Here is a 19,701-nt window from a genome sequence, read left to right on the forward strand (position 1 = left end):
ACCCGACCCTATCGGGGCGGGGAAGGGCGCGAGCGCCGGGACCGGATACAGCGCCCACACCGTGACCTGAGGGGCCGTCGGCGCTCAGGACCCGTCCGGAGAGGGGCGTCGCGGGACGACCTGGGGGACGCCGGTGCGCGGGTGCGGGAAGACCTCCACCGGCTGCCGGTAGACCCTGCTCAGCAGCTCCTCGCCGAACACCTCGGCGGGCGGCCCGTCGGCGGCGACCCCGCCGCCGTGCACGATGCCCACCCGGTCCGCGTGCGCCGCCGCGAGCCCCAGGTCGTGCAGGACGACCACCACCGCGTCCCCGGCCGCCGCCCGCTCCCGGCAGATCCGCAGCACCAGCTCCTGGTGGCGCAGGTCGAGCGCGGCCGTCGGCTCGTCGAGCAGCAGCAGCCCGGTCCGCTGGGCCAGCACCCTGGCCAGGGCCACCCGGGCCCGCTCGCCGCCGGACAGCGCGGAGAACGGGCGGGCGGCGAACTCCGTCACCTCGGTCGCGGCCATCGCCTCCGCCACCGCCGCCTCGTCGTCCGCCTCCCGCGCGGTCCCGGCCCACGGGGCGCGGCCCATCCGGACCACGTCGGCCACCGGGAAGGGGAAGGACAGTTCGGCGGTCTGCGGCAGCACCGCCCGGCGCAGCGCCAGTTCGGGCGCGCTCCACCCGCCGGCGGCCCGGCCCCCGATCCGTACCGTCCCCGCCTCGGGGGTCAGGTCTCCGGCGAGCACGGACAGCAGCGTGGACTTCCCGGCCCCGTTGGGCCCCACCAGGGCCAGCACCTCGCCGGCGCGCACCTCGATCCGGGCCCCGTCGAGGACGGCCCGCCGCCCCCGCACCACCCGGATCCCGTCCGCCTCGGCGACGGGTCCGCCGGGCTCCACGGGCGCCGGCAGCGCCTTCGTACGTCTCCTGAACACGTCGATCACGCCCAACCACCCTGCTTCCTGCGGGTCCTGCGGAGCAGCCAGAAGAAGAACGGGCTGCCGATGAGGGCGGTGAGGACGCCCAGGGGGAGTTCGGCGGGGGCCGCGAGGGTGCGGGCCGCCAGATCGCCGGCGGTGAGCGCGACCGCGCCGCCGAGCGCGCTGCCGGGGATCAGGAAGCGGTGGCCGGGGCCGTTCGCCATCCGCAGCACATGCGGGATCACCAGGCCGACGAAGGTCACGATGCCGGAGACCGCGACCGCCGCCGCCGTCAGCAGCGCCACCACCAGGATCAGCGCGATCCGCAGCCGCTCCACCTCCACGCCCAGGTGCCGGGCGGGCCGCTCGCCGAGCGCGAGCAGGTCGAGGCGGCGGGCGTAGAGCGGGGCGACGGCGAGGCCGAGCAGCGCGCACGGCAGCACCGCGAGCACCTTCGGCCAGGTCGCCTGCGCCAGCGAACCCAGCTGCCAGAAGGTGATCTGGCTGATCTGCGCGTTGTCCGCGAAGAAGATGAAGAGCCCGATGAGGGCGCCCGCGAAGGCGGTCACGGCGATGCCGGTGAGGATCAGCGTGACGACCTCCGTCCGGCCGCCCGAGCGGGACATCGCGTACACCAGCACCACGGTGACGAGCCCGCCGGCGAAGGCGAAGGCGGTCACCGTCCAGGTGCCGAGGAAGCCGGCGCCGAGCACGATCGCGCCGACCGCGCCGACGGCGGCGCCGGACGAGATGCCGATGACGCCGGGTTCGGCGAGCGGATTGCCGAAGACGCCCTGCATCAGGGCGCCCGCGCAGCCGAGGGAGGCGCCGACGAGGAGGGCGAGCACCACCCGGGGCAGCCGGATGTTCCACAGCACGCTCTCGGCGGTCCGGTCGAGCGGATGCCCGCCGAGGCCGATCCGGTGCCGGGCCGAGGCGAGGACGTCACCGAGCGGGATCTCGTACGCGCCGATGCCGGCCGACAGCAGGGCGAGCAGCAGCAGCGCGGCGAGCAGCCCGCCGGTGAGCAGCGCGGTGCGGCCCCGGCGGGGCGCGGGGCCGGGGGGCTTCCCGGGGGCCTCGGCGGCCGTCGGGTCCGCGGGGGAGGCGGCCCGTTCCTGGAGCGCCGTCACTTCTTCTCCCCGTACAGCTGGTCCACGAGGGAGGCGAGCACCTGGTCGGTGCGCGGGCCGTAGTTGAGGAGGACGCCGTCGTCGACGGAGACGACCCGGCGGTCGGCGCCGGCGGGGGTCTCGGCGACGCCGGGGATCTTCACCAGTCCGTCGACGCCGCCGACGGACTGGAGCCCCTTGGTCATGACGAGGATCGCGTCGGGCGCGGCCTGGGCGAGCGCCTCGGTGGTGATGGGGGTGAAGTCCTTCCTCAGCCCCGACTCCTTGCCCGCGTCGACCGCGCCGGCCGCCTCCAGGAGCGAGCTCGCCCCGGACTCGGCGCCGCCGAGGAGGTAGACGGCGGCCGAGCCGCGCACGTAGAGGAAGGCGACGCGCGGCCGGTCGGCGTGGGCGGGGATCTTCTCCCGTACGGCGTCGAGGCGTTCGGTGGTGCGCTCGCGCAGCTCCTCGCCGGCGGCGGGCACGCCGAGGGCGGCGGCCACGTCGTCGATGCGGCTGCCGACGTCGTCGAGGTCCTTCGCGGCCGGGACGACGACGAGCGGGACGCCGGCGTCGCGGATCTGGGCGATCGCCTCGGCCGGTCCCGTCGTGGACTCGGCGAGGACGAGGGTCGGCTTCAGGGAGAGGACGCTCTCGGCGGAGACGTCGTGGGCGCGGGTCACCACGGGGAGGTCCGCGGCCTGTTCGAAGGTGGCGGTGACGTCCCGGGCCACGACGCGGTCGCCGAGGCCGAGGGTGAAGACGATCTCGCTGAGCGAGCCGCTGAGCGGCACGATCCGCTCCGCGGAGCCGACGGTCACCCGCCGCCCGTCGGCGGAGCCGACGGTGACGGGGAGTCGGGGGGAGGCGGGGGAGGAGAGCGGTTCGACCCGGTCGGGGGCGGCCGACGCCTTCGCGGCGGGGGCCGCCTTCGGGGTGTTCCCGCCGCCGCACCCGGTCGCCGTGAGGGCGAGGGCGATTACTGCTGTCAGCGCTCCCGCGAGGCGAGTTCTGCGCACCGGACACCGTCCTGTCGTTCCGCTTCGGAGTTCGTCTTCGAGGCCGTGGCCCGGCTTTCCGTGAAGGGGTTCCCGCCGGGATCAGGGATAGCTTAGGTTAGCCTTACCTCACCCGCTAGCCCTCGGAGGGGTGCCCCATGCTGCTGTCCAGACCCTGCCGCGCGCTCGCCGTGACCCTGTTCGCGGCCCTGCTCGCCGCCCTCGTGCCGGCCGCCGGCGCCCACGCGGAGAGCCGCCCCGTACAGGGCGGCCGACTCGACTGGGGCATCAAGTCCTCGTTCCAGGGTTACGTCACCGGGCCCATCGCGCAGGGCAGTTGGAACCTCACCGGCGGCGCCGCCACGGTCGGCTCCCAGTTCCGCTTCCACTCCGCGCAGGGTGCGTACGACCCCGCCACGGGCGCCTTCGAAGCCGCCTTCGGCGGTGGCGTCCACTTCACGGGACACCGCAAGGCCGACGGCACGAACGAGCTCGACCTCACCATCAGCCGGCCCCGGGTCCGCGTCCAGGCCGGCGCCGGCACCCTCTACGCCGACATGGCGAGCAAGGCCAAGGGCAGCGGGGCCATGACCGTCAGGTCCCAGGTCCCGCTCGCCACCCTGAACCTCGGCGGGATCGACATGCGCGGCGCCACCGGCCCCGTCTCGCTCGCCAACGTCCCCGCCACGCTCACCGCCCAGGGCGCCACCGCCTTCGCCGGCTACTACCCGGCCGGCACCGCGCTCGACCCGATCAGCCTCACCGTGGACGTCCGGGCCGCACAGCCCACCAAGGCCCCGTCCACCGCCCCCGCCACGACCGCCCCGCCGACGACCGCGCCCGCCACGGCCACCCCGAAGGCCACGGCGAGCGCCGGCCCGGCGCTGAAGACCGCCGCCGTCGACTGGGGCGTCCGCCGCACCTTCCGCGAGTACGTCACCGGCGCCATCGCGCAGGGCGAGTGGACCCTCGCCGACGGAGCCCAGGACGGCGGAGCCCTCTTCCGCTTCCCCTCCGGCACCGGCCGCTTCGACCCCGAGGCGGGCACCCTCGACGCCGCCTTCGCCGGCAGCGTCCGCTTCACCGGCACCCACCTCGACCTCACCCTCGCCCGGGTCACCGTCAAGGTGACCGGCGGCACCGGCACCCTCGCCGCCGATGTCACCAGCGCCGGGAAGACCGAGAAGAAGGTGCCCCTCGTCACCTTCCCCGCCCGCGGTCTCGCGCCGAAGAACGGCCTCGCCGTCGTCACCGAGGCGCCCGCCACCCTCACCGAGGGCGGCGCCCGCGCCTTCGGCGGGATGTACAAGGCGGGCACCGTGATGGACCCGGTCTCCCTCGCCGTCGCCGTCGACGCGGGCGCCGCACTCCCGGCCCTGCCCGACCTCGGCAGCGAGCCCACGGCCACCCCGTCCGCCGCCACCTCACCGGCCACCACGAGCCCCTCGGCCTCCGCCGCGCCGGTGACCGCCGCCGCCTCCTCGGACTCCGGCACCCCGGTCGGCGTCTACGCGGGGATCGGCGCGGGCCTCCTGGCCGTCGCCGCCGCCGCGTACCTCCTCCTCCGCCGGCGCGGCACCACGGTCCCGGCCGACACGACCGGACAGGCCGGCGCGACCGGACAGACCGACCCCGGCCCGGCCGGCCCGGCCGGCACGACCGAGGCGCCCGAGCCCACCGACTGACCTCCCCCCTCCCCAGAGCCCCCCCGCACCGGCCGCGCGAGACGCCCGTGCGGTGGCCCCCCACACCCTCGTGCGCCCCCGCACACCCCCCGAACCCCCCCGTTCCCGCCTAGGAGACCACCCGACATGGCCACCCGTATGCGCCGCCCCGTCACCCTGGCCGCCGCCGTCACCACGGCCGCCGCCCTGAGCGCCGGGGCCCTGACCCTCGCGCTCCCCGCGGCCGCCGCCGACACCCCGGCCCCACCGCTGCCCCTCGTGGAGGGCACCCTGGACTGGGGCATCAAGCAGTCCTTCCGCAACTACCTCGCGCAGCCCTTCTCCAAGGGCAGGACGACGATGGAGGGCGGCGCGACCCAGGCACCGGGCAACGGCGTCTTCACCTTCGTCGACGGCACCGGCACCTACGACATGACGAGCCACGCCACCGCCACCGCGTTCAAGGGCGGCGTCCACTTCGAGGCGCACGAGGGCGTCCTCGACATCCGCATCTCGGACGTCAGGCTCAAGACCACCGGCTCCGCCGCCCCGACCGGCGAGATCACCGCCGACGTCGTCACCAAGGAGAAGGACGGCACCTTCACCACCCGCAACGACGTCTCCTTCGCCGCGCTCGACATGACCGGCATCCGTCCCGGCCAGGGCGCCGGCGGCACGATGGTCTTCAAGGACATACCGGCCAAGCTCACCGAGAAGGGCGCCGCCGCGTTCGCCGGGTTCTACAAGGAGGGCGACGCCCTCGACGCCGCCACCTTCACGGTGAAGGCCGGCGCCCGCCCGACCCCGCCCACCACGCCGCCGACCACCCCGCCCACCGCCACGCCGACGACGACCCCGCCGACCACGCCCCCGACCACCCCGCCCACCACCGCGCCGACCACCCCCACGACGGCCCCCACCACCACCGCGCCCACCACCGCGCCCACCACCACCGCCCCGACCACCTCCGCGCCGAGCCCGACCTCCACCACGACCGCGCCCGCCGAGGAGCCCGGCGTCGTCGCGGGCCGGCTCACCTGGGGCGTCCTGGAGCGCTGGCGGGTGTACGTCGACGAGCGCTGCGGCGGCACCGTCACCCCGGCCGCCGGGGCGACCAAGTCCGGTTCCGCGTACGCCTTCCAGGTCGACGAGGCCGAGCTCGACGCGGACGCCCGCACCCTCGCCGCCTCCTTCACCGGCCGCGTCGACTTCGTCTGCGCCGCGCACGGCATCGACTGGCGGATCGGCGGCGTGAAGATCGCCGCCGACGGCACCAAGGGCAGCATCACCGCCGACGTCACCACCGCCGACGGCACCGAGAAGGGCGTGCGCTTCGCCGAGCTCGACCTGGCCAAGGCCGACTGGACCCCGAAGGACGGCGTCGTCACCCTCGCCGCGCTCCCGGCGAAGCTGACCGCCGACGGCGCCGCCCTCTTCGCCGCCCCCGGCGGCGCGTCCTTCTACGACGCGGGCCTCGCCCTGGAGCCGGTGACCGTCTCCCTCGCCCTGGACAAGGACGCCACCCTGCCGCCCGCGGGCTCGACGGGCTCCACCGGCTCCACCGGCACCGCGGGCTCCGCGGGCGGCTCCGGGGGCTCGACCGGCACCACCGGCGCGGGCACGGCGGGCTCCACCACCGGCGGCGGCACCACCGGCGCGGGCACGGTCGGCGGCGGAGGCACCGCCGGCGGCTCCGGCGCCCTCGCCGCCACCGGCTCCTCGACCCCCACCGGCCTGCTGGCCGGCGCCGCCGCGCTCATCGTCGCGGCCGGCGGTGCCGTCGTCGTCGCCGCCCGCCGCCGCACCGGCGGCGCCGAGGGCTGACGGGCCCGCGCCAACCGAAGAACCGAAGAACCCGAAGAAGCCAGAAGAACCAGAAGAACCCGAAGACCGCCACCCCCCACCAGGCAGGGCCGCACCCCGGAAACGGAAGTGCGGCCCTGCCGCATGCCCCTGGATGGTTCAATTCCGCCATGAACACGACTGCCACCGACGTCACGGAGATCGACGTCCTGCGGGTCTTCTGCGCGGGCGACGGCCGCCACGGCAACGCCCTCGGCGTCGTACGGGACGGGCGCACCCACCCCGACGAGGCGTCCCGGCAGGCGCTCGCCAAGGAACTCGGCTTCAGCGAGACCGTGTTCGTCGACGACCCCGAGCGCGGTGTCGTCGACATCTACACCCCGGGACTGCGGCTCCCCTTCGCCGGACACCCGCTCGTCGGCGCCGCCTGGCTGCTCGACCTGGAGGTCGTCCACCCGCCGGCGGGCGAGGTCTGGGTGCGCGGCGACGGCGAGTTCACCTGGATCGAGGCCCGCGCCGAGTGGGCGCCGCCGCGCACCCTGCGCCGGTACGGCTCCGCCGCCGAGGTGGAGGCCCTGGAGGTGCCGCCGCCGGGCGAATGGATCTACGCCTGGGCGTGGGAGGAGGAGGCGGCCGGGCGGATCCGGGCGCGGGCCTTCCCCGGGCGGGGCGACGGCATCGAGGAGGACGAGGCCACCGGCGCGGCGGCGCTGCTGCTCACCGCCGAGCTGGGCCGGGCCCTGAACATCACGCAGGGCCGGGGTTCGCAGCTGCTCACTGCCCCCGGCCCTGACGGCATCGTGGAGTTGGGCGGACGGGTCCGCCTGGAGGGCACGCTCACGCGCTGAGCGTGCCCCGCCGGTCTCACGCGCTGAGCGTGTCCCCGGGGCGCATGCGCTGAGCGTGCCCCGCCGGTCTCACGCGCTCAGCGGGAACTCGCCGCCCAGCTCGCGGAAGACGGCGGTGTTGAAGGCGAAGGCGCGCTTGCACTCGTCGACGATCCGCTGCTTCTCCAGGTCGTCCGCGTTCACCCCGTCGAGGAGCTCGCGGTAGGCCCGCTTGAACGCCGCCGGGTTGCCGATCGCGTCGAAGACGTAGAACCGCACGCCGTCGCCCTTGCGGTCGAAGCCCCAGGTCCGCTCGGCCTTGTCGCGGATGATCTGGCCGCCCGACAGGTCGCCCAGGTAGCGCGTGTAGTGGTGGGCGACGTACCCGGCGGGCCAGCTGCGGGCGCACTCGGCGACCCGCTCCGCGTACGCCACGGTGGCCGGCAGCGCCGAGACGCCGGAGCGCCACTCCGGGCCGCGCAGATGGGCGAGGTCCGCCTCCAGGGCGGTCGTGCGGAAGAGCTCGGGCTGTATGAACGGCCCGGCGACCGGGTCCTCGCGCAGGACCTCCGCGCCCTCCTCCAGGGCCCGGTACACGAACCAGAGCTGTTCGGTGTAGCGGGCGTAGGCGTCCACGCCCAGCCGTCCGCCGAGGAGGTCGCCCATGAAGGACGAGGTCTCCGCCTCCGTGTGCTGCTCGTGCGAGGCCGTGCGGATCAGGGTGGAGAAGGGCGTGTCCAAGGCGTGCCTCCGGGACCGATGGGGCGAGAACCAGTTGACCCGATTTTGCAAGGTTAGGCTTACCTAAGTCAACTGGTTCCCGACGACCTGTCGGTAAAGGATGTACCCGCGTGGGCGGTCAGGGCAACGTAAGAATCTCCGCTCCCGTCTCGGTGACCACCAGCGTGTGCTCGAACTGCGCGGTCCGCTTGCGGTCCTTGGTCACCACGGTCCAGCCGTCCTCCCACATGTCGTACTCGTGGGTGCCGAGGGTCAGCATCGGCTCGATCGTGAAGGTCATGCCGGGCTGGATGACGGTGGTGTGGTGGGGCGAGTCGTAGTGCGGGACGATCAGGCCGGAGTGGAAGGACGAGTTGATGCCGTGCCCGGTGAAGTCCCGCACGACGCCGTAGCCGAACCGCTTGGCGTACGACTCGATGACCCGGCCGATGATGTTGATCTGCCGTCCCGGCTTCACCGCCTTGATCGCGCGGTTCAGCGACTCCCGGGTCCGCTCGACGAGGAGCCGGGACTCCTCGTCGACGTCGCCGCACAGATAGGTGGCGTTGTTGTCGCCGTGGACACCGCCGATGTACGCGGTGACGTCCAGGTTCACGATGTCGCCGTCACGCAGCACCGTGGAGTCGGGGATGCCGTGACAGATGACCTCGTTCACCGAGGAGCAGAGCGACTTGGGGAAGCCCCGGTAGCCGAGGGTCGACGGATAGGCGCCGTGGTCGCACAGGAACTCGTGCGCGACCCGGTCGAGCTCGTCGGTGGTGACGCCCGGGGCGATGTGCTTGGCGGCCTCCTCCATCGCCTGCGCGGCGATGCGGCCGGCGGTCCGCATCCGCTCGATGGTGTCGGAATCCTGCACCTCGGGCCCCGTGTACGGGGTGGGGGCGGGCTTCCCGACGTACTCGGGGCGGCGGATCGAGCCCGGGACGGAGCGGGTGGGGGAGAGCTCCCCCGGAACGAGAAGCGACTGGCCAGACATACCAGCGAGTCTAACGACCGCGTCTGGGGCAGCATGGTCCCGAGGGAAGGAGCCGACGACGATGGCCCTGTTCAAGAAGCGCACCGCCCCGAAGGCGGGCGAGTGGTACTACTGCCTGGAGCACAAGAAGGTCGAGGAAGGGCCCGATTGCCCGGCGAAGAACCGATTCGGCCCCTACGCCACCCGTGAGGAGGCGTCCCACGCCATGGAGACCGCCCGCGAGCGGAACCTGGAGTGGGAGACCGACCCGCGCTGGCACGACGCGCCCCGCCCCGACGAGGGCCGGGACTGACGGCGCGCGGCCGGGGCCGGGGCCCGCTACCCGGCCCCGGCCCCCGCCGTCGCCTCCTGCTGGGCCTTGCGGCGCAGCGCGTCCTCGTCGGTGGCCGAGTCGTACCGGAGCAGCTTCGGCAGCGCCACGCACAGCAGGCCCACGGAGGCCACACAGGCCACACCGCCCGCCCACACGGCGGTACGCGTGCCGGTCCAGCCCGCCATCACGCCCGCCCGCACCTGGCCGAGCTGCGGGCCCACGCTGTACGACAGCACCTCGATGCCCGCGAGCCGGCCGCGCAGCTCCTCCGGGATCGTCTGGTTCCAGATCGTCGACCGGCCGAGCCCGCTCAGCATGTCGCCCGCGCCCGCGATCGCCAGGCACAGCAGCACCAGCCACACGTTCCCGAACCAGCCCGCGCCCGCGATCGCCAGGCCCCAGCCCGCCGCGCCGCCGGCCACGAGGAGCCCGTGCCGCCGCACCTTCGACGTCCAGCCGCTGGTCAGCCCGAGCACCAGCGAGCCGACCGAACCGGCCGCGTACATCAGGCCCAGCGCCCAGGGCGCGTCCAGGTCGTCCGCCAGGAAGGGGAAGATCGCGTTCGGGAAGGCGAAGAACATCGCCGCCAGGTCGATCGCGTACGTGCCCAGCAGCACCGGCCGCGACCAGGCGTACCGGGCGCCCTCCGCGATCGACCGCAGCGACGGCTTCTCCGCGTCGCGCGCCGGCGGCGCGGGGGACAGGCGCCGGCACATCAGCACCGACACCGCGAAGCCGGCCAGCGTCACCGCGTACGCCGGGGCGTGCCCCGCGTAGGCCACCACCAGGCCCGCCAGCGAGGGGCCCGCGATCGCGCCCAGCTGCCAGCGCAGCGAGTTCAGCGCGGCGGCGGCGGTCTGCTGCGCGTGCGGCACGATCCGCGCCATCAGCGAGTCGAGCGCGGGCCGCTGGAGCCCGGCCAGCGCCGACACCCCGGCCGCGACCACGTACAGCGGCCACAGCAGCGGCTCGTCGAGCAGCGAGTTCAGGAACAGCAGCAGCGCGAGCAGCCCGAGGCCGGCCTCGGTGGCGATGATCACCCGCCGCCGGTCCACCGCGTCCGCCAGCGCCCCGCCGTACAGCCCGAAGACCACCAGCGGCACCAGCTCCACCGCGCCCATCGCGCCCACGGCGAGCGGCGAGTCCGTCAGCTCCTTGATCTGGAGCGGCAGCGCGACCATCGCCATCGCGCTGGCGAAGAAGGTGACGAGCCCCTGCCCCCACAGCAGCCGGAAGTCCCGTGAGGACCGCCAGGGAGCGGTGTCGGGGAGCAGCGCGGTGAGCCGGGCGCGGAGCGTGCGGGGAGTGGGGGAGGGAGTGGGGGAGGACACGAGGAGCCATGTTCCGCTCCGACGATCGCCCGGGGCAACCGAATTCCGTGTCACCACCGGGTGGGGGCGGTGAGGTCACCACCGGGGGGCGGTGATGTCACCACCGGGTGGGGGGCGGCGAGGTGAGCCGGTCGGCCAGCACGGAGAGGCGGTCGCGGAAGCGGCGCCCGCGCGGGGACGGCAGCGCGTTCTCCCCCGCCGCCGCGCTCACCAGGTGCTGGACGGTGTCGAGGTCGAGACCCGTCTCCTCCCCGACCGTGAGCGCCTCGTGCGCGAGCCCCCGCACCTCCGCGTCCCCGCCCTCCAGCGACAGCACCGTCGCCCCCGCCCGCCGCGCGTCGTGGACCCGCTGGAGGAGGCCCGCCCCGGGCCGCTTCGGGGCCACGACCAGCAGGGTCGCGCCCCGCCCCGCCGCTTCGAGCCGGCCCAGGCCGACCGCCAGGTGCGCCGGGTCGCCCGGCCGCGCCCGGTGCCGCACCAGCGTCGGCGCCAGCTCGGGCAGCCCCGACCAGGCCGCCTCGTCCACCAGGTGCGCGGCCAGGTGCCAGGGCTCGTACTCCTCCGTGCCGACGAGCAGCAGCCCGCCCCGCCGCGGCACCACCGACGCCCGCAGCGCCCCGGCGAAGCGGCGGGTGGCCGCCGGCCACTCCGTCCCGGCGAGCACTTCCCGCAGCAGCGCGACCCGTACGGCATCCATGGCGCCGCATCCTGCCCCGGCGGACGCCCCGCGCGCCGCCGCTTGTCCCCGATCCACCCGAACGGGGCCCGAACCGGTGGGTAGGGTCGCCCCATGACTTCCTCGACTCCTCCCCGTACCCCCAAGGACCCCTGGGACCTCCCCGACGTCTCCGGGCTCGTCGTCGGCGTCCTCGGCGGCACCGGCGACCAGGGCCGCGGCCTCGCCTACCGTCTCGCCGCCGCCGGCCAGCAGGTGATCATCGGCTCCCGCGCCGCCGACCGGGCCGAGGCCGTCGCCGCCGAGATCGGCCACGGCGTCGAGGGCGCCGACAACGCCGAGTGCGCCCGCCGCAGCGACGTCGTCATCGTCGCCGTGCCCTGGGACGGGCACGCCAAGACGCTGGAGTCGCTGCGCGAGGAGCTGGCGGGCAAGCTCGTCGTCGACTGCGTCAACCCGCTCGGCTTCGACAAGAAGGGCGCCTACGCGCTCAAGCCCGAGGAGGGCTCCGCCGCCGAGCAGGCCGCCGCGCTCCTCCCGGACTCGCGGGTCGCCGCCGCCTTCCACCACCTCTCCGCCGTCCTCCTCAAGGACACCTCGATCGCCGAGATCGACACCGACGTGATGGTCCTCGGCGAGGAGCGCGCCGACGTCGAGATCGTCCAGGCGCTGGCCGGCCGCATCCCCGGCATGCGCGGCGTCTTCGCCGGCCGGCTGCGCAACGCCCACCAGGTCGAGTCGCTCGTCGCCAACCTGATCTCGGTGAACCGCCGCTACAAGGCCCACGCCGGGCTGCGCGTCACCGACGTCTGAGCCGCCCGCCGCGCCCGGGGCGGAGCCGGAGAACGGACGCTTCGGGGCATGGGGGACACTGGTCGGGCACCGTCAGCCGTACCCGACAGGAGCCGACCCCCATGCCCCGTCTCGCCCTCTACGCCCTCGCGGTCTGCGCGCTGGCCGTCGCCGCCGCCGTGATCTCCTTCGTCAACGGCAGCTTCATCGGCATCGTCTGGGTCCTCCTCGCCGGCCTCTCCTCCAACATGGCCTGGTACTACGTCCGCCGCGCGAAGGCGGAGAAGGCCGCGGAGGCGGAGACGGCGGCCGTCGCCGGCTAGAGCGGGCAGTACGCCTCGGGCGGGGTGCCCTGCCAGAAGCGGAACAGCTCCGAGCCGCAGAGACGGTTCAGGCCGTCGACGCCGAGCGAGCGCATCAGGGCGTCGACCGCGTCGAAGAAGGCGCCGTTGACGGCCGGCACGAAGAGCAGGCCGATCACGACGAAGAAGCCGTACGGCGCGTACGGCGCGATCTTCCGCTTCAGCTCGTACGACAGCCAGGGCTCGGCGATCCCGTACCCGTCGAGGCCCGGCACCGGCAGCAGGTTCAGCAGCGCGGCCGTGACCTGGAGGAACGCCAGGAAGGCCAGCGCGTACCGGAACGCGGGCGGCACCCCGTCGAGCGCGTCCAGCCAGAACGGGGCGGTGCACACGACCGCGAACAGCACGTTCGCCAGCGGGCCCGCCGCCGAGACCAGACTCTGCTTCCAGCGGCTCCGGATCCGGCCCTGCTCGATGAAGACGGCACCGCCCGGCAGACCGATCCCGCCCATGATCACGAAGAGCACGGGCAGGATCACGCTCAGGACGGCGTGGGTGTAGGCGAAGGGGTTCAGGGTGAGGTAGCCACGGGCGCCCACCGACGTGTCCCCGCTGTGCAGGGCGGTGCGGGCGTGCGCGTACTCGTGCAGACAGAGCGAGACGATCCACGCCGAGACGACGAAGAGGAAGACCGCCACCCCGGGCAGGGCCGCGAAGTCCGTCCACACCGCCCATCCGGTGACCGCCATGACGGCGAGGACCGCCAGGAAGACGGGACTGATCCGCCGCTCGTGGCGACGGACGACGGCCGAACTCATCACGAACTCCCCGGGGACGTGGGCTGTGTGCGGGAGAACGTACCGGTCCCGCCCGGGGTTCCCCCGGCCTCCGCACTCGCGGCGTACGGGTGCCGCCCGGGGTCCCCCCGGGGCCTCGCGCGCCCGCCGCGTACCGATACCGGCCCGGCGTTCCCCCGCCGTCCTCCCCCGCCTCCGTGCGTGGTCGTGGACCTCGCGGAGAATGGGGGCGTGCGTTACTGCCTCCTGGGACCGACCCGTGTGCTGACCGCCGACGGCGACGAGCTGTCCGTCGGCGGGCCGCGCGTCCGCGCCCTGCTCACCGCGCTCGCCCTGCGGCCCGGGCGGACGCTGCCCGTCTCCGTGCTCGTCGACGAGGTCTGGTACGGCGACGAACCGCCCGCCGACGCCGTCGCCGCCCTCCAGGCCCTGGTCGGGCGGCTGCGGAAGGCGCTCGGGCGGGAGCGGGTGCAGTCCGGGGAGGGCGGCGGCTACCGGCTCGGCGCCGCCCGCGAGGACGTCGACCTGTTCCGCTTCGAACGGCTCGCCGCCGACGGCTCCGCCGCGCTCGCCGCCGGGGACCCCGGGCGGGCCGCCGCGCTCCTCGACGAGGCCCTGGGCCTCTGGCACGGGCCCGTCCTCGCCGACCTGCCCGACCGGCACGCCGAGGCCGGCCGCTGGGAGGCCCGCCGCCTCGACGCCCGCCGCACCCGCCTCGACGCGGCGCTCGCCCTCGGCCGGGCCGCCGACGCGCTGCCCGAACTCACCGCGCTCTGCGCCGGCCGGCCGCTCGACGAGCCCCTCCAGATCCTGCGGATCCGTGCCCTCCGGGACACCGGCCGCGGCGCCGAGGCCCTGGCCGCGTACGAGGAGGTCCGCCGGACCCTCGCCCACCGCCTCGGCACCGACCCGGGCCCCGAGCTGCGGGCCCTCCACGAGCGGCTGCTCGCCCCGGCGGCGGAGCCCGTACCCCCCGCCCCCACGCGTCCCCCCGCCCCCGCTCCCGCGCCCGCCCTGGGCAACCTGCGGGCCCGGCTCACCTCCTTCGTCGGGCGCGACGAGGAGATCGCCGCCCTGCGCCAGGACCTCGACGCCGCCCGCCTGGTGACCCTCCTCGGGCCCGGCGGCGCCGGCAAGACCCGGCTCTCCCAGGAGGCGGCCGAGCGGGTCGCCGGCGCCTGGCCCGACGGCGTCTGGGCCGCCGAACTCGCCCCCGTCCGCGACCCGGAGACCGTCCCCGAGGCCGTCCTCGCCGCCCTCGGCGCCCGCGAGACCGTGCTGCGCGGCGCCGGCGCCGAGGAACTGCGCACCGCCACCGACCCCGTCTCCCGCCTCGTGGAGCACTGCGCGGGGCGCCGGATGCTCCTGCTCCTGGACAACTGCGAGCACCTGGTGGAGGCGGCGGCCCGGCTGGCGGAGACCGTCCTCGCACGGTGTCCGGGCGTACGGATCCTGGCCACGAGCCGGGAGCCGCTGGGCGTGCCGGGGGAGCGGCTGCGCCTCCTGGGCCCGCTGCCGGAGCAGACGGCTCTGCGGCTCCTCGCCGAGCGGGGCGCGGCGGCGCGGCCCGGCTTCGACGCGGCGGAGGACCCGGCGGCGGTACGGGAGATCGTGCGGCGCCTCGACGGGCTGCCGCTGGCGATCGAACTGGCGGCGGCCCGGCTGCGGGTGCTGTCGGCGCGGCAGATCGCGGACCGTCTCGACGACCGCTTCCGGCTGCTGACCTCGGGCGCGCGCACGGTGCTGCCGCGCCAGCAGACGCTGCGGGCGGTGGTCGACTGGTCGTGGGACCTCCTCGACGGGCCGGAGCGGGCGGTGCTGCGGCGGCTCGCGGTCTTCACCGGCGGCTGCGACCTGGAGGCCGCCGAGGCGGTCTGCGCGGGACCGGAGGAGGCGGACGTCCTCGACGTGCTGGGCGCCCTCGTGGACAAGTCGCTGGTGGTGTCGGCGCCGGAGGAGTCCGGGATGCGCTTCCGGCTCCTGGAGACCGTGGCCGAGTACGCCGGGGAACGGCTGGAGGAGGCGGGGGAGCGGGCGGCCGTCGAGCGGTCCCACCTCACGTACTACCGCGAACTCGCCCGCCGCACCGACCCGGAGCTGCGCGGGGCGGGGCAGCGCGCCGCGATGGTCCGGCTCGACGCCGAGTACGGCAACGTCCGGACCGCGCTCGGCCGGGCCGTCGCCGCCCGCGACGAGGACGAGGCCCTGGTGCTCGTCCACGCGCTGCTCTGGTACTGGCAGTTGCGCGACCACCGCTCCGACGCCCTCCACGCCGTCCGCAGCGTCGCCGCCCTGGGCCCGGACCCCTTCGCGCCGCCCGCCGCGCCCCTCGTCCCGCTCGCCGAGCCCTGCACGGCCACCCCGCCGCCGCTCTCCGAGGAGCAGCGCTGGGAGGCCAGGCGCGGGGTGCGGCTGGTCGAGCTGATCAACATGGACCACGAGACCGCGCGCTGGCTGAGCCCCGAGGGCCAGGACCGGCTCCGCGAGATCACCGCCGTCTACCGGCCGGGACTGCCGCAGACCTGCCGGCTCCCCGGCTCCTTCGCCGTCTTCGCGGTCCTCATCATGGGGGAGCCCGAGCGGCTGCACGAACTGCTCGACGTCACCGTGGACGCCTGCCGCAGCAACGGCTACGCGTGGGAGCTCGCCCACATCCTGCACATGCGCGCCAACATGCGGGCCAACCGGGGGCAGTGGGCCGAGCGGGCCATCGCGGACGCCGACGAGAGCCTGGCCCTCTTCGAGCGGCTCGGGGACGCCTGGGGCGCCGCCGAGGCGCTCTCCGCCCGCGCCGAGGCCCATGAGCGGCGGCTCGCCTACGACCTGGCCGCGCGGGACTTCGCCGCCGCCATCGGCTACGCGGAGAAGGTCGGGGCCCCCTCGCAGCGGGCGCTGCTGCGCGCCCGCTACGCCGACACCCTGGTCGAGTCCGGCCGGGTCGAGGAGGGGGAGGCGATCCTGCGGGAGATCATCGGCGACCACTCCACCGGGCACGAACCCCAGCTCGGCGCGCGGCTGTTCCTCGCCATCGCGCTGGGGCGGACGGGCCGGACCGGCGAGGCCCGGGAGTACCTCTCGGCCCTCCTGGAGGAGTTCAGCAGCGAGACCCTCTCCGTCTTCGAGGGGTTCACGCTCGGCGTCCTGGCCTGGCTCGACGTCCTGGAGGAGGAGTACGCGGCCGGGCTGAGGCGCGCCGTCGAGGCGTACGCGCGCTCCCTCGGACCGCTGTCGATGATGGTGATGCCGCAGATGCCCGGGGTCCATCTGGTGGTGGCGGCCTGGGCGCTCGCCGGGCTCGGGGGCGAGGGCGCGCGGACGGCGGCCGTGCTCCTCGGCGCTCGGGACGCGCTCGTGCCGGAGGGGCACCTGGAGCCCGGCATGGAGCGGCGGAACCTGGCGCGGGCGACGGAGCTGGCCCGCGCGGCGCTGGGCGACGCCGCCTTCGGCGCGGCGCACGCCGAGGGCGGCGGCCTCTCCGCTGAGGAGGCCGCCGCCCTGCTCGGTCGCGCCGCCGACGCGATCACCGGACGCGCCGAGCTCTGATCCCCCGCCGGAGGGGGCCGGTCCCGTCAGGTCTTCTTGCGGAACTTGGAGACCGCGAGCGGCGCCGTGACGAGCGTGATGACCAGGGACCAGCCCAGCGTCATCCACACCGAGTGGGCGACCGCGCCGCCGTTGACGAGGGAGCGGGCCGCGTCGGCGAGGTTGGAGAGCGGGTTGTAGTCCGTGAAGGTCTCCAGCCAGCCGGGCATGGTCGTCGTCGGGGCGAAGATCGACGAGCCGAACTGGAGCGGCATCAGGACCAGCATGGCCATGCCCTGGACCGCCTGCGCGGACTTCAGGCTCAGGCCGAGCAGGATGAAGATCCACATCAGGGAGGCGCCGAAGACCACCGACAGGCCGATGGCGGCGAGGAGGTGGAGCACCGAGGTGTGGATCGTCAGACCGAGCAGGAAGCCCATGCCGAGGAGGATCGCGGTGGCGACCATCATGCGGCCGAGCTCGACGACGATCTTGGCGATGAGGACCGAGGAGCGGGCGATCGGCATCGTCCGGAACCGGTCCATCACCCCCTTCTTGAAGTCGTCGTTGATGCCGACGCCGACACCCATGGCGATGTTCATGCCCATCATCGCCATCAGGCCGGGGGTCACGTAGTTCACGTAGAGGTCGTTGTTGCCCTTGCCGGAGATGGCGCCGCCGAAGACGTACACGAAGAGCAGGATGAAGATGATCGGCATGAACACGGCGTCGAACATCGACTCCGGGTCCTGCTTGATCTGGAGCGCGTTGCGCCGGGCCAGGGCGCCGATGTGGCGCAGGTTGGCCCGCAGGCCGATCCGGCCGTCCTTCTCGGAGCGGACCGGACGCCGGTCCTGGGCGGGGCCGGAGGCGGCGGCGGGGGACTTGGTGACCGTGGTCGTGCTCACGCGGCGACCTCCTCGGGGATCTCGTCGGAGACGGCGGTCTTCTGGCCGGTGATGGCCAGGAACACCTCGTCCAGGCTGGGCAGGTGGGTGCCGATGTGGGCGATGCCGAAGCCGCGCGCGCCGAGCAGCGCGACCACGGCGGTCAGCTGCTGGTCGGTGAGGATCGGCACGTACAGCGCGCCCTCGTCGGGCACCACGGTCGCGCCGGCGACGCCGTCGAGACCGGTCTCGCGGAGCGCGGCCGCCATCGCGGGCAGCTGGTCCGGGTCGACGGGGCGGATCTTGAGGGTGCGGCCGCCGACCTTCGCCTTGAGCTCGTCGACCTCGCCCTTGGCGATGACCTTGCCCCGGTCGATGACGGTCAGCTCGCTCGCCAGCTGCTCCGCCTCCTCCATGTACTGGGTGGTGAGGAGGACGGTGACGCCCTCGGCGACCATCCGCTTCACCTCGTCCCACACCTCGTTGCGGGTGCGGGGGTCGAGGCCGGTGGTCGGCTCGTCCAGGTAGAGCACGGCGGGCTGCCCGATCATCGAGGCGGCCAGGTCGAGGCGGCGCCGCATGCCGCCGGAGTAGTCCATCGCCGGGCGCTTGGCGGCCTCGGTGAGGGAGAAGCGCTCCAGCATCTCGTCGGCGCGGCGGCGGGCGTCGGCGCGGGACAGGTCGAGCAGCCGGCCGATCATGTACAGGTTCTCGAAGCCGGAGAGCTTCTCGTCGACGGAGGCGTACTGGCCGGTGAGGCCGATGGTGCGGCGCAGCTGGCGGGGCTGGCGCACCACGTCGTAGCCGGCGACGGTGGCGGTCCCGGCGTCCGGGACGAGGAGGGTGGACAGGCAGCGGACGAGGGTGGTCTTCCCGGCGCCGTTGGGGCCGAGGACGCCGAGGACGGTGCCCTGGCGGACGTCCAGGTCGACCCCGTCGAGGGCCTTGGTCTCGCCGAAGTGCTTCACGAGGCCCCGGACCTCGACGGCGTTGGTCTGTGATCGCGTCATGGCCACCATTGGACACGCCGCCACTGACAGTCCTCCTACAGACGGCCGACAGCCCGCCGATGGGGGATGTCGGCGGGCTGTCGGTGGTGCCGGGAGCGGACTAGTGGAAGGTGTGCTCCTCGGCGGGGAAGGCCCCGCCGGCCACGTCCTCGGCGAAGGCGCGGGCGGCGTCGCCGAGCGTCTCGCGGAGGTTGGCGTACTGCTTGCTGAAGCGCGGCACCTTGCCGCCGGTGAGACCGGCCATGTCGGTCCAGACGAGGACCTGGGCGTCGGTGTCGGGTCCCGCGCCGATGCCGATGACCGGGATGTGCAGCGAGCGGGTGACCTCGGCGGCCAGCTCGGCCGGGACCAGCTCCAGGACGAGCGAGAAGGCGCCCGCGTCCTGGGCGGCCTTGGCGTCGCTGAGCAGCCGGTGCGCGGCCTCGTCGGAGCGGCCCTGCACCCGGTAGCCCATGGTGTTCACGGACTGCGGGGTGAGGCCGAGGTGGGACATGACGGGGATGCCGGCCTGGACCAGCATCTCGGTCTGCGGCAGCGAGCGCTCGCCGCCCTCCAGCTTGACCGCCTGGACGCCCGCGTCCTTGACCAGCCGGGTCGCGCTGCGCAGGGCCTGGACGGGCCCTTCCTGGTACGAGCCGAAGGGGAGGTCGCCGACGACGAGGGCGCGCCGGGTGCCCCGGACGACGGCGGCGGAGAGCAGGGCCATCTCGTCCATCGTGACGGGCACGGTGGTGTCGTAGCCGAGGTGGCAGTTGCCCATGGAGTCGCCGACGAGGATCACCGGGATCCCGGCCTCGTCGAAGACGGACGCGGTCATGGCGTCGTAGGCGGTGAGCATGGGCCACTTCTCGCCGCGGGTCTTGGCGGCGGCGATGTCGTGGACGGTGAGGCGGCGCGAGCCCTTGCCCCCGTACAGCGTCTTCGTGCTGTCGGCCGGCGGTTTCTGGGCAGCCTGAAGCGTCATGGTGCACGGCTCCTTGTGTCATCTCGAGGCGCCCTGACGGCGTCCCCGGACCACATCCATGGTGGCACTTCGCCGGGCGGGCG

General features: G+C 74.7%; 18 protein-coding genes. 7 read left to right on the forward strand and 11 right to left on the reverse strand.

The features are described 5' to 3' along the window. Positions 1-84: 84 nt before the first annotated feature. Genes ACIGHB_RS14025 through ACIGHB_RS14035 form a run of 3 tightly spaced genes read right to left on the reverse strand, consistent with a single transcriptional unit; the run spans position 85 to position 3,034 of the window. Positions 85-927, reverse strand: coding sequence for a heme ABC transporter ATP-binding protein (locus ACIGHB_RS14025; RefSeq protein ID WP_399912840.1), 843 nt, complete (start codon positions 925-927; stop codon positions 85-87). Next, on the reverse strand, positions 924-2,036 hold the full coding sequence (locus ACIGHB_RS14030; RefSeq protein ID WP_399912843.1) for a FecCD family ABC transporter permease: 1,113 nt from the start codon (positions 2,034-2,036) through the stop codon (positions 924-926). The genes ACIGHB_RS14025 and ACIGHB_RS14030 overlap by 4 nt, the downstream gene beginning before the upstream one ends. Beyond that, positions 2,033-3,034 (reverse strand): hemin ABC transporter substrate-binding protein, encoded by a 1,002-nt coding sequence (locus ACIGHB_RS14035; protein ID WP_399912846.1) that lies wholly within the window; start codon positions 3,032-3,034, stop codon positions 2,033-2,035. The genes ACIGHB_RS14030 and ACIGHB_RS14035 overlap by 4 nt, the downstream gene beginning before the upstream one ends. A gap of 137 nt (positions 3,035-3,171) precedes the next feature. Here ACIGHB_RS14035 and ACIGHB_RS14040 point away from each other — a divergent pair, with 137 nt between their 5' ends. The 3 genes from ACIGHB_RS14040 (at position 3,172) to ACIGHB_RS14050 (ending at position 7,328) form a co-directional block, all read left to right on the forward strand. After that, positions 3,172-4,698, forward strand: a complete 1,527-nt coding sequence (locus ACIGHB_RS14040) for an HtaA domain-containing protein (protein WP_399912849.1) — start codon at positions 3,172-3,174, stop codon at positions 4,696-4,698. A gap of 126 nt (positions 4,699-4,824) precedes the next feature. Continuing rightward, a complete protein-coding gene (locus ACIGHB_RS14045) occupies positions 4,825-6,501 on the forward strand; it encodes an HtaA domain-containing protein (protein WP_399912852.1) in 1,677 nt (558 codons plus the stop codon). Positions 6,502-6,650: 149 nt separating this feature from the next. Continuing rightward, positions 6,651-7,328 (forward strand): PhzF family phenazine biosynthesis protein, encoded by a 678-nt coding sequence (locus ACIGHB_RS14050; protein WP_360311878.1) that lies wholly within the window; start codon positions 6,651-6,653, stop codon positions 7,326-7,328. A 69-nt stretch (positions 7,329-7,397) separates the two neighbouring features. Here the strand turns inward: ACIGHB_RS14050 and ACIGHB_RS14055 are convergent, their stop codons facing one another. Together ACIGHB_RS14055 and map are read right to left on the reverse strand one after the other, a co-directional pair. Next, entirely contained in the window at positions 7,398-8,048 is a 651-nt protein-coding gene (locus ACIGHB_RS14055) for a biliverdin-producing heme oxygenase (RefSeq protein WP_360311880.1), read from the reverse strand. Positions 8,049-8,166: 118 nt separating this feature from the next. Next, positions 8,167-9,024 (reverse strand): type I methionyl aminopeptidase, encoded by an 858-nt coding sequence (gene map / locus ACIGHB_RS14060; RefSeq protein WP_360311882.1) that lies wholly within the window; start codon positions 9,022-9,024, stop codon positions 8,167-8,169. A 61-nt stretch (positions 9,025-9,085) separates the two neighbouring features. Here map and ACIGHB_RS14065 point away from each other — a divergent pair, with 61 nt between their 5' ends. After that, positions 9,086-9,316, forward strand: a complete 231-nt coding sequence (locus ACIGHB_RS14065; protein WP_360311884.1) for a hypothetical protein — start codon at positions 9,086-9,088, stop codon at positions 9,314-9,316. A 26-nt stretch (positions 9,317-9,342) separates the two neighbouring features. Here the strand turns inward: ACIGHB_RS14065 and ACIGHB_RS14070 are convergent, their stop codons facing one another. Further along, on the reverse strand, positions 9,343-10,668 hold the full coding sequence (locus ACIGHB_RS14070) for an MFS transporter (RefSeq protein WP_399912856.1): 1,326 nt from the start codon (positions 10,666-10,668) through the stop codon (positions 9,343-9,345). 97 nt (positions 10,669-10,765) lie between these two features. Further along, positions 10,766-11,365, reverse strand: a complete 600-nt coding sequence (locus ACIGHB_RS14075) for a hypothetical protein (RefSeq protein WP_399912859.1) — start codon at positions 11,363-11,365, stop codon at positions 10,766-10,768. 93 nt (positions 11,366-11,458) lie between these two features. Between ACIGHB_RS14075 and npdG the strand changes: the two genes are divergently transcribed. Together npdG and ACIGHB_RS14085 are read left to right on the forward strand one after the other, a co-directional pair. Further along, positions 11,459-12,157 (forward strand): NADPH-dependent F420 reductase, encoded by a 699-nt coding sequence (gene npdG / locus ACIGHB_RS14080; protein ID WP_399912862.1) that lies wholly within the window; start codon positions 11,459-11,461, stop codon positions 12,155-12,157. Between the two features lie 101 nt (positions 12,158-12,258). Beyond that, positions 12,259-12,459, forward strand: a complete 201-nt coding sequence (locus tag ACIGHB_RS14085) for a hypothetical protein (protein WP_399912864.1) — start codon at positions 12,259-12,261, stop codon at positions 12,457-12,459. Here ACIGHB_RS14085 and ACIGHB_RS14090 read toward each other — a convergent pair. Next, a complete protein-coding gene (locus ACIGHB_RS14090; RefSeq protein ID WP_391073234.1) occupies positions 12,456-13,256 on the reverse strand; it encodes a site-2 protease family protein in 801 nt (266 codons plus the stop codon). The two genes, ACIGHB_RS14085 and ACIGHB_RS14090, sit on opposite strands and share 4 nt — an antisense overlap. Before the next feature lie 210 nt (positions 13,257-13,466). On the opposite strand from ACIGHB_RS14090, the gene ACIGHB_RS14095 reads away from it, so the two are divergent. Further along, positions 13,467-16,778 carry a BTAD domain-containing putative transcriptional regulator gene (locus tag ACIGHB_RS14095; protein WP_399912867.1) on the forward strand — a complete coding sequence of 1,104 codons (3,312 nt, stop codon included), beginning with the start codon at positions 13,467-13,469 and terminating at the stop codon, positions 16,776-16,778. A gap of 26 nt (positions 16,779-16,804) precedes the next feature. Here the strand turns inward: ACIGHB_RS14095 and ACIGHB_RS14100 are convergent, their stop codons facing one another. The 3 genes from ACIGHB_RS14100 to panB form a co-directional block, all read right to left on the reverse strand. After that, complete coding sequence (locus tag ACIGHB_RS14100) at positions 16,805-17,665, reverse strand: ABC transporter permease (protein ID WP_360311898.1); 861 nt, start codon at positions 17,663-17,665, stop codon at positions 16,805-16,807. Continuing rightward, complete coding sequence (locus ACIGHB_RS14105) at positions 17,662-18,663, reverse strand: ATP-binding cassette domain-containing protein (protein ID WP_360311980.1); 1,002 nt, start codon at positions 18,661-18,663, stop codon at positions 17,662-17,664. Before ACIGHB_RS14105 ends, ACIGHB_RS14100 begins: the two co-directional genes overlap by 4 nt. A gap of 91 nt (positions 18,664-18,754) precedes the next feature. Then, positions 18,755-19,618, reverse strand: a complete 864-nt coding sequence (panB, locus tag ACIGHB_RS14110; protein ID WP_360311900.1) for a 3-methyl-2-oxobutanoate hydroxymethyltransferase — start codon at positions 19,616-19,618, stop codon at positions 18,755-18,757. Positions 19,619-19,701: the final 83 nt, after the last annotated feature.

The organism is Streptomyces sp. NPDC085460, assembly GCF_044541975.1.
Lineage (GTDB): Bacteria > Actinomycetota > Actinomycetes > Streptomycetales > Streptomycetaceae > Streptomyces.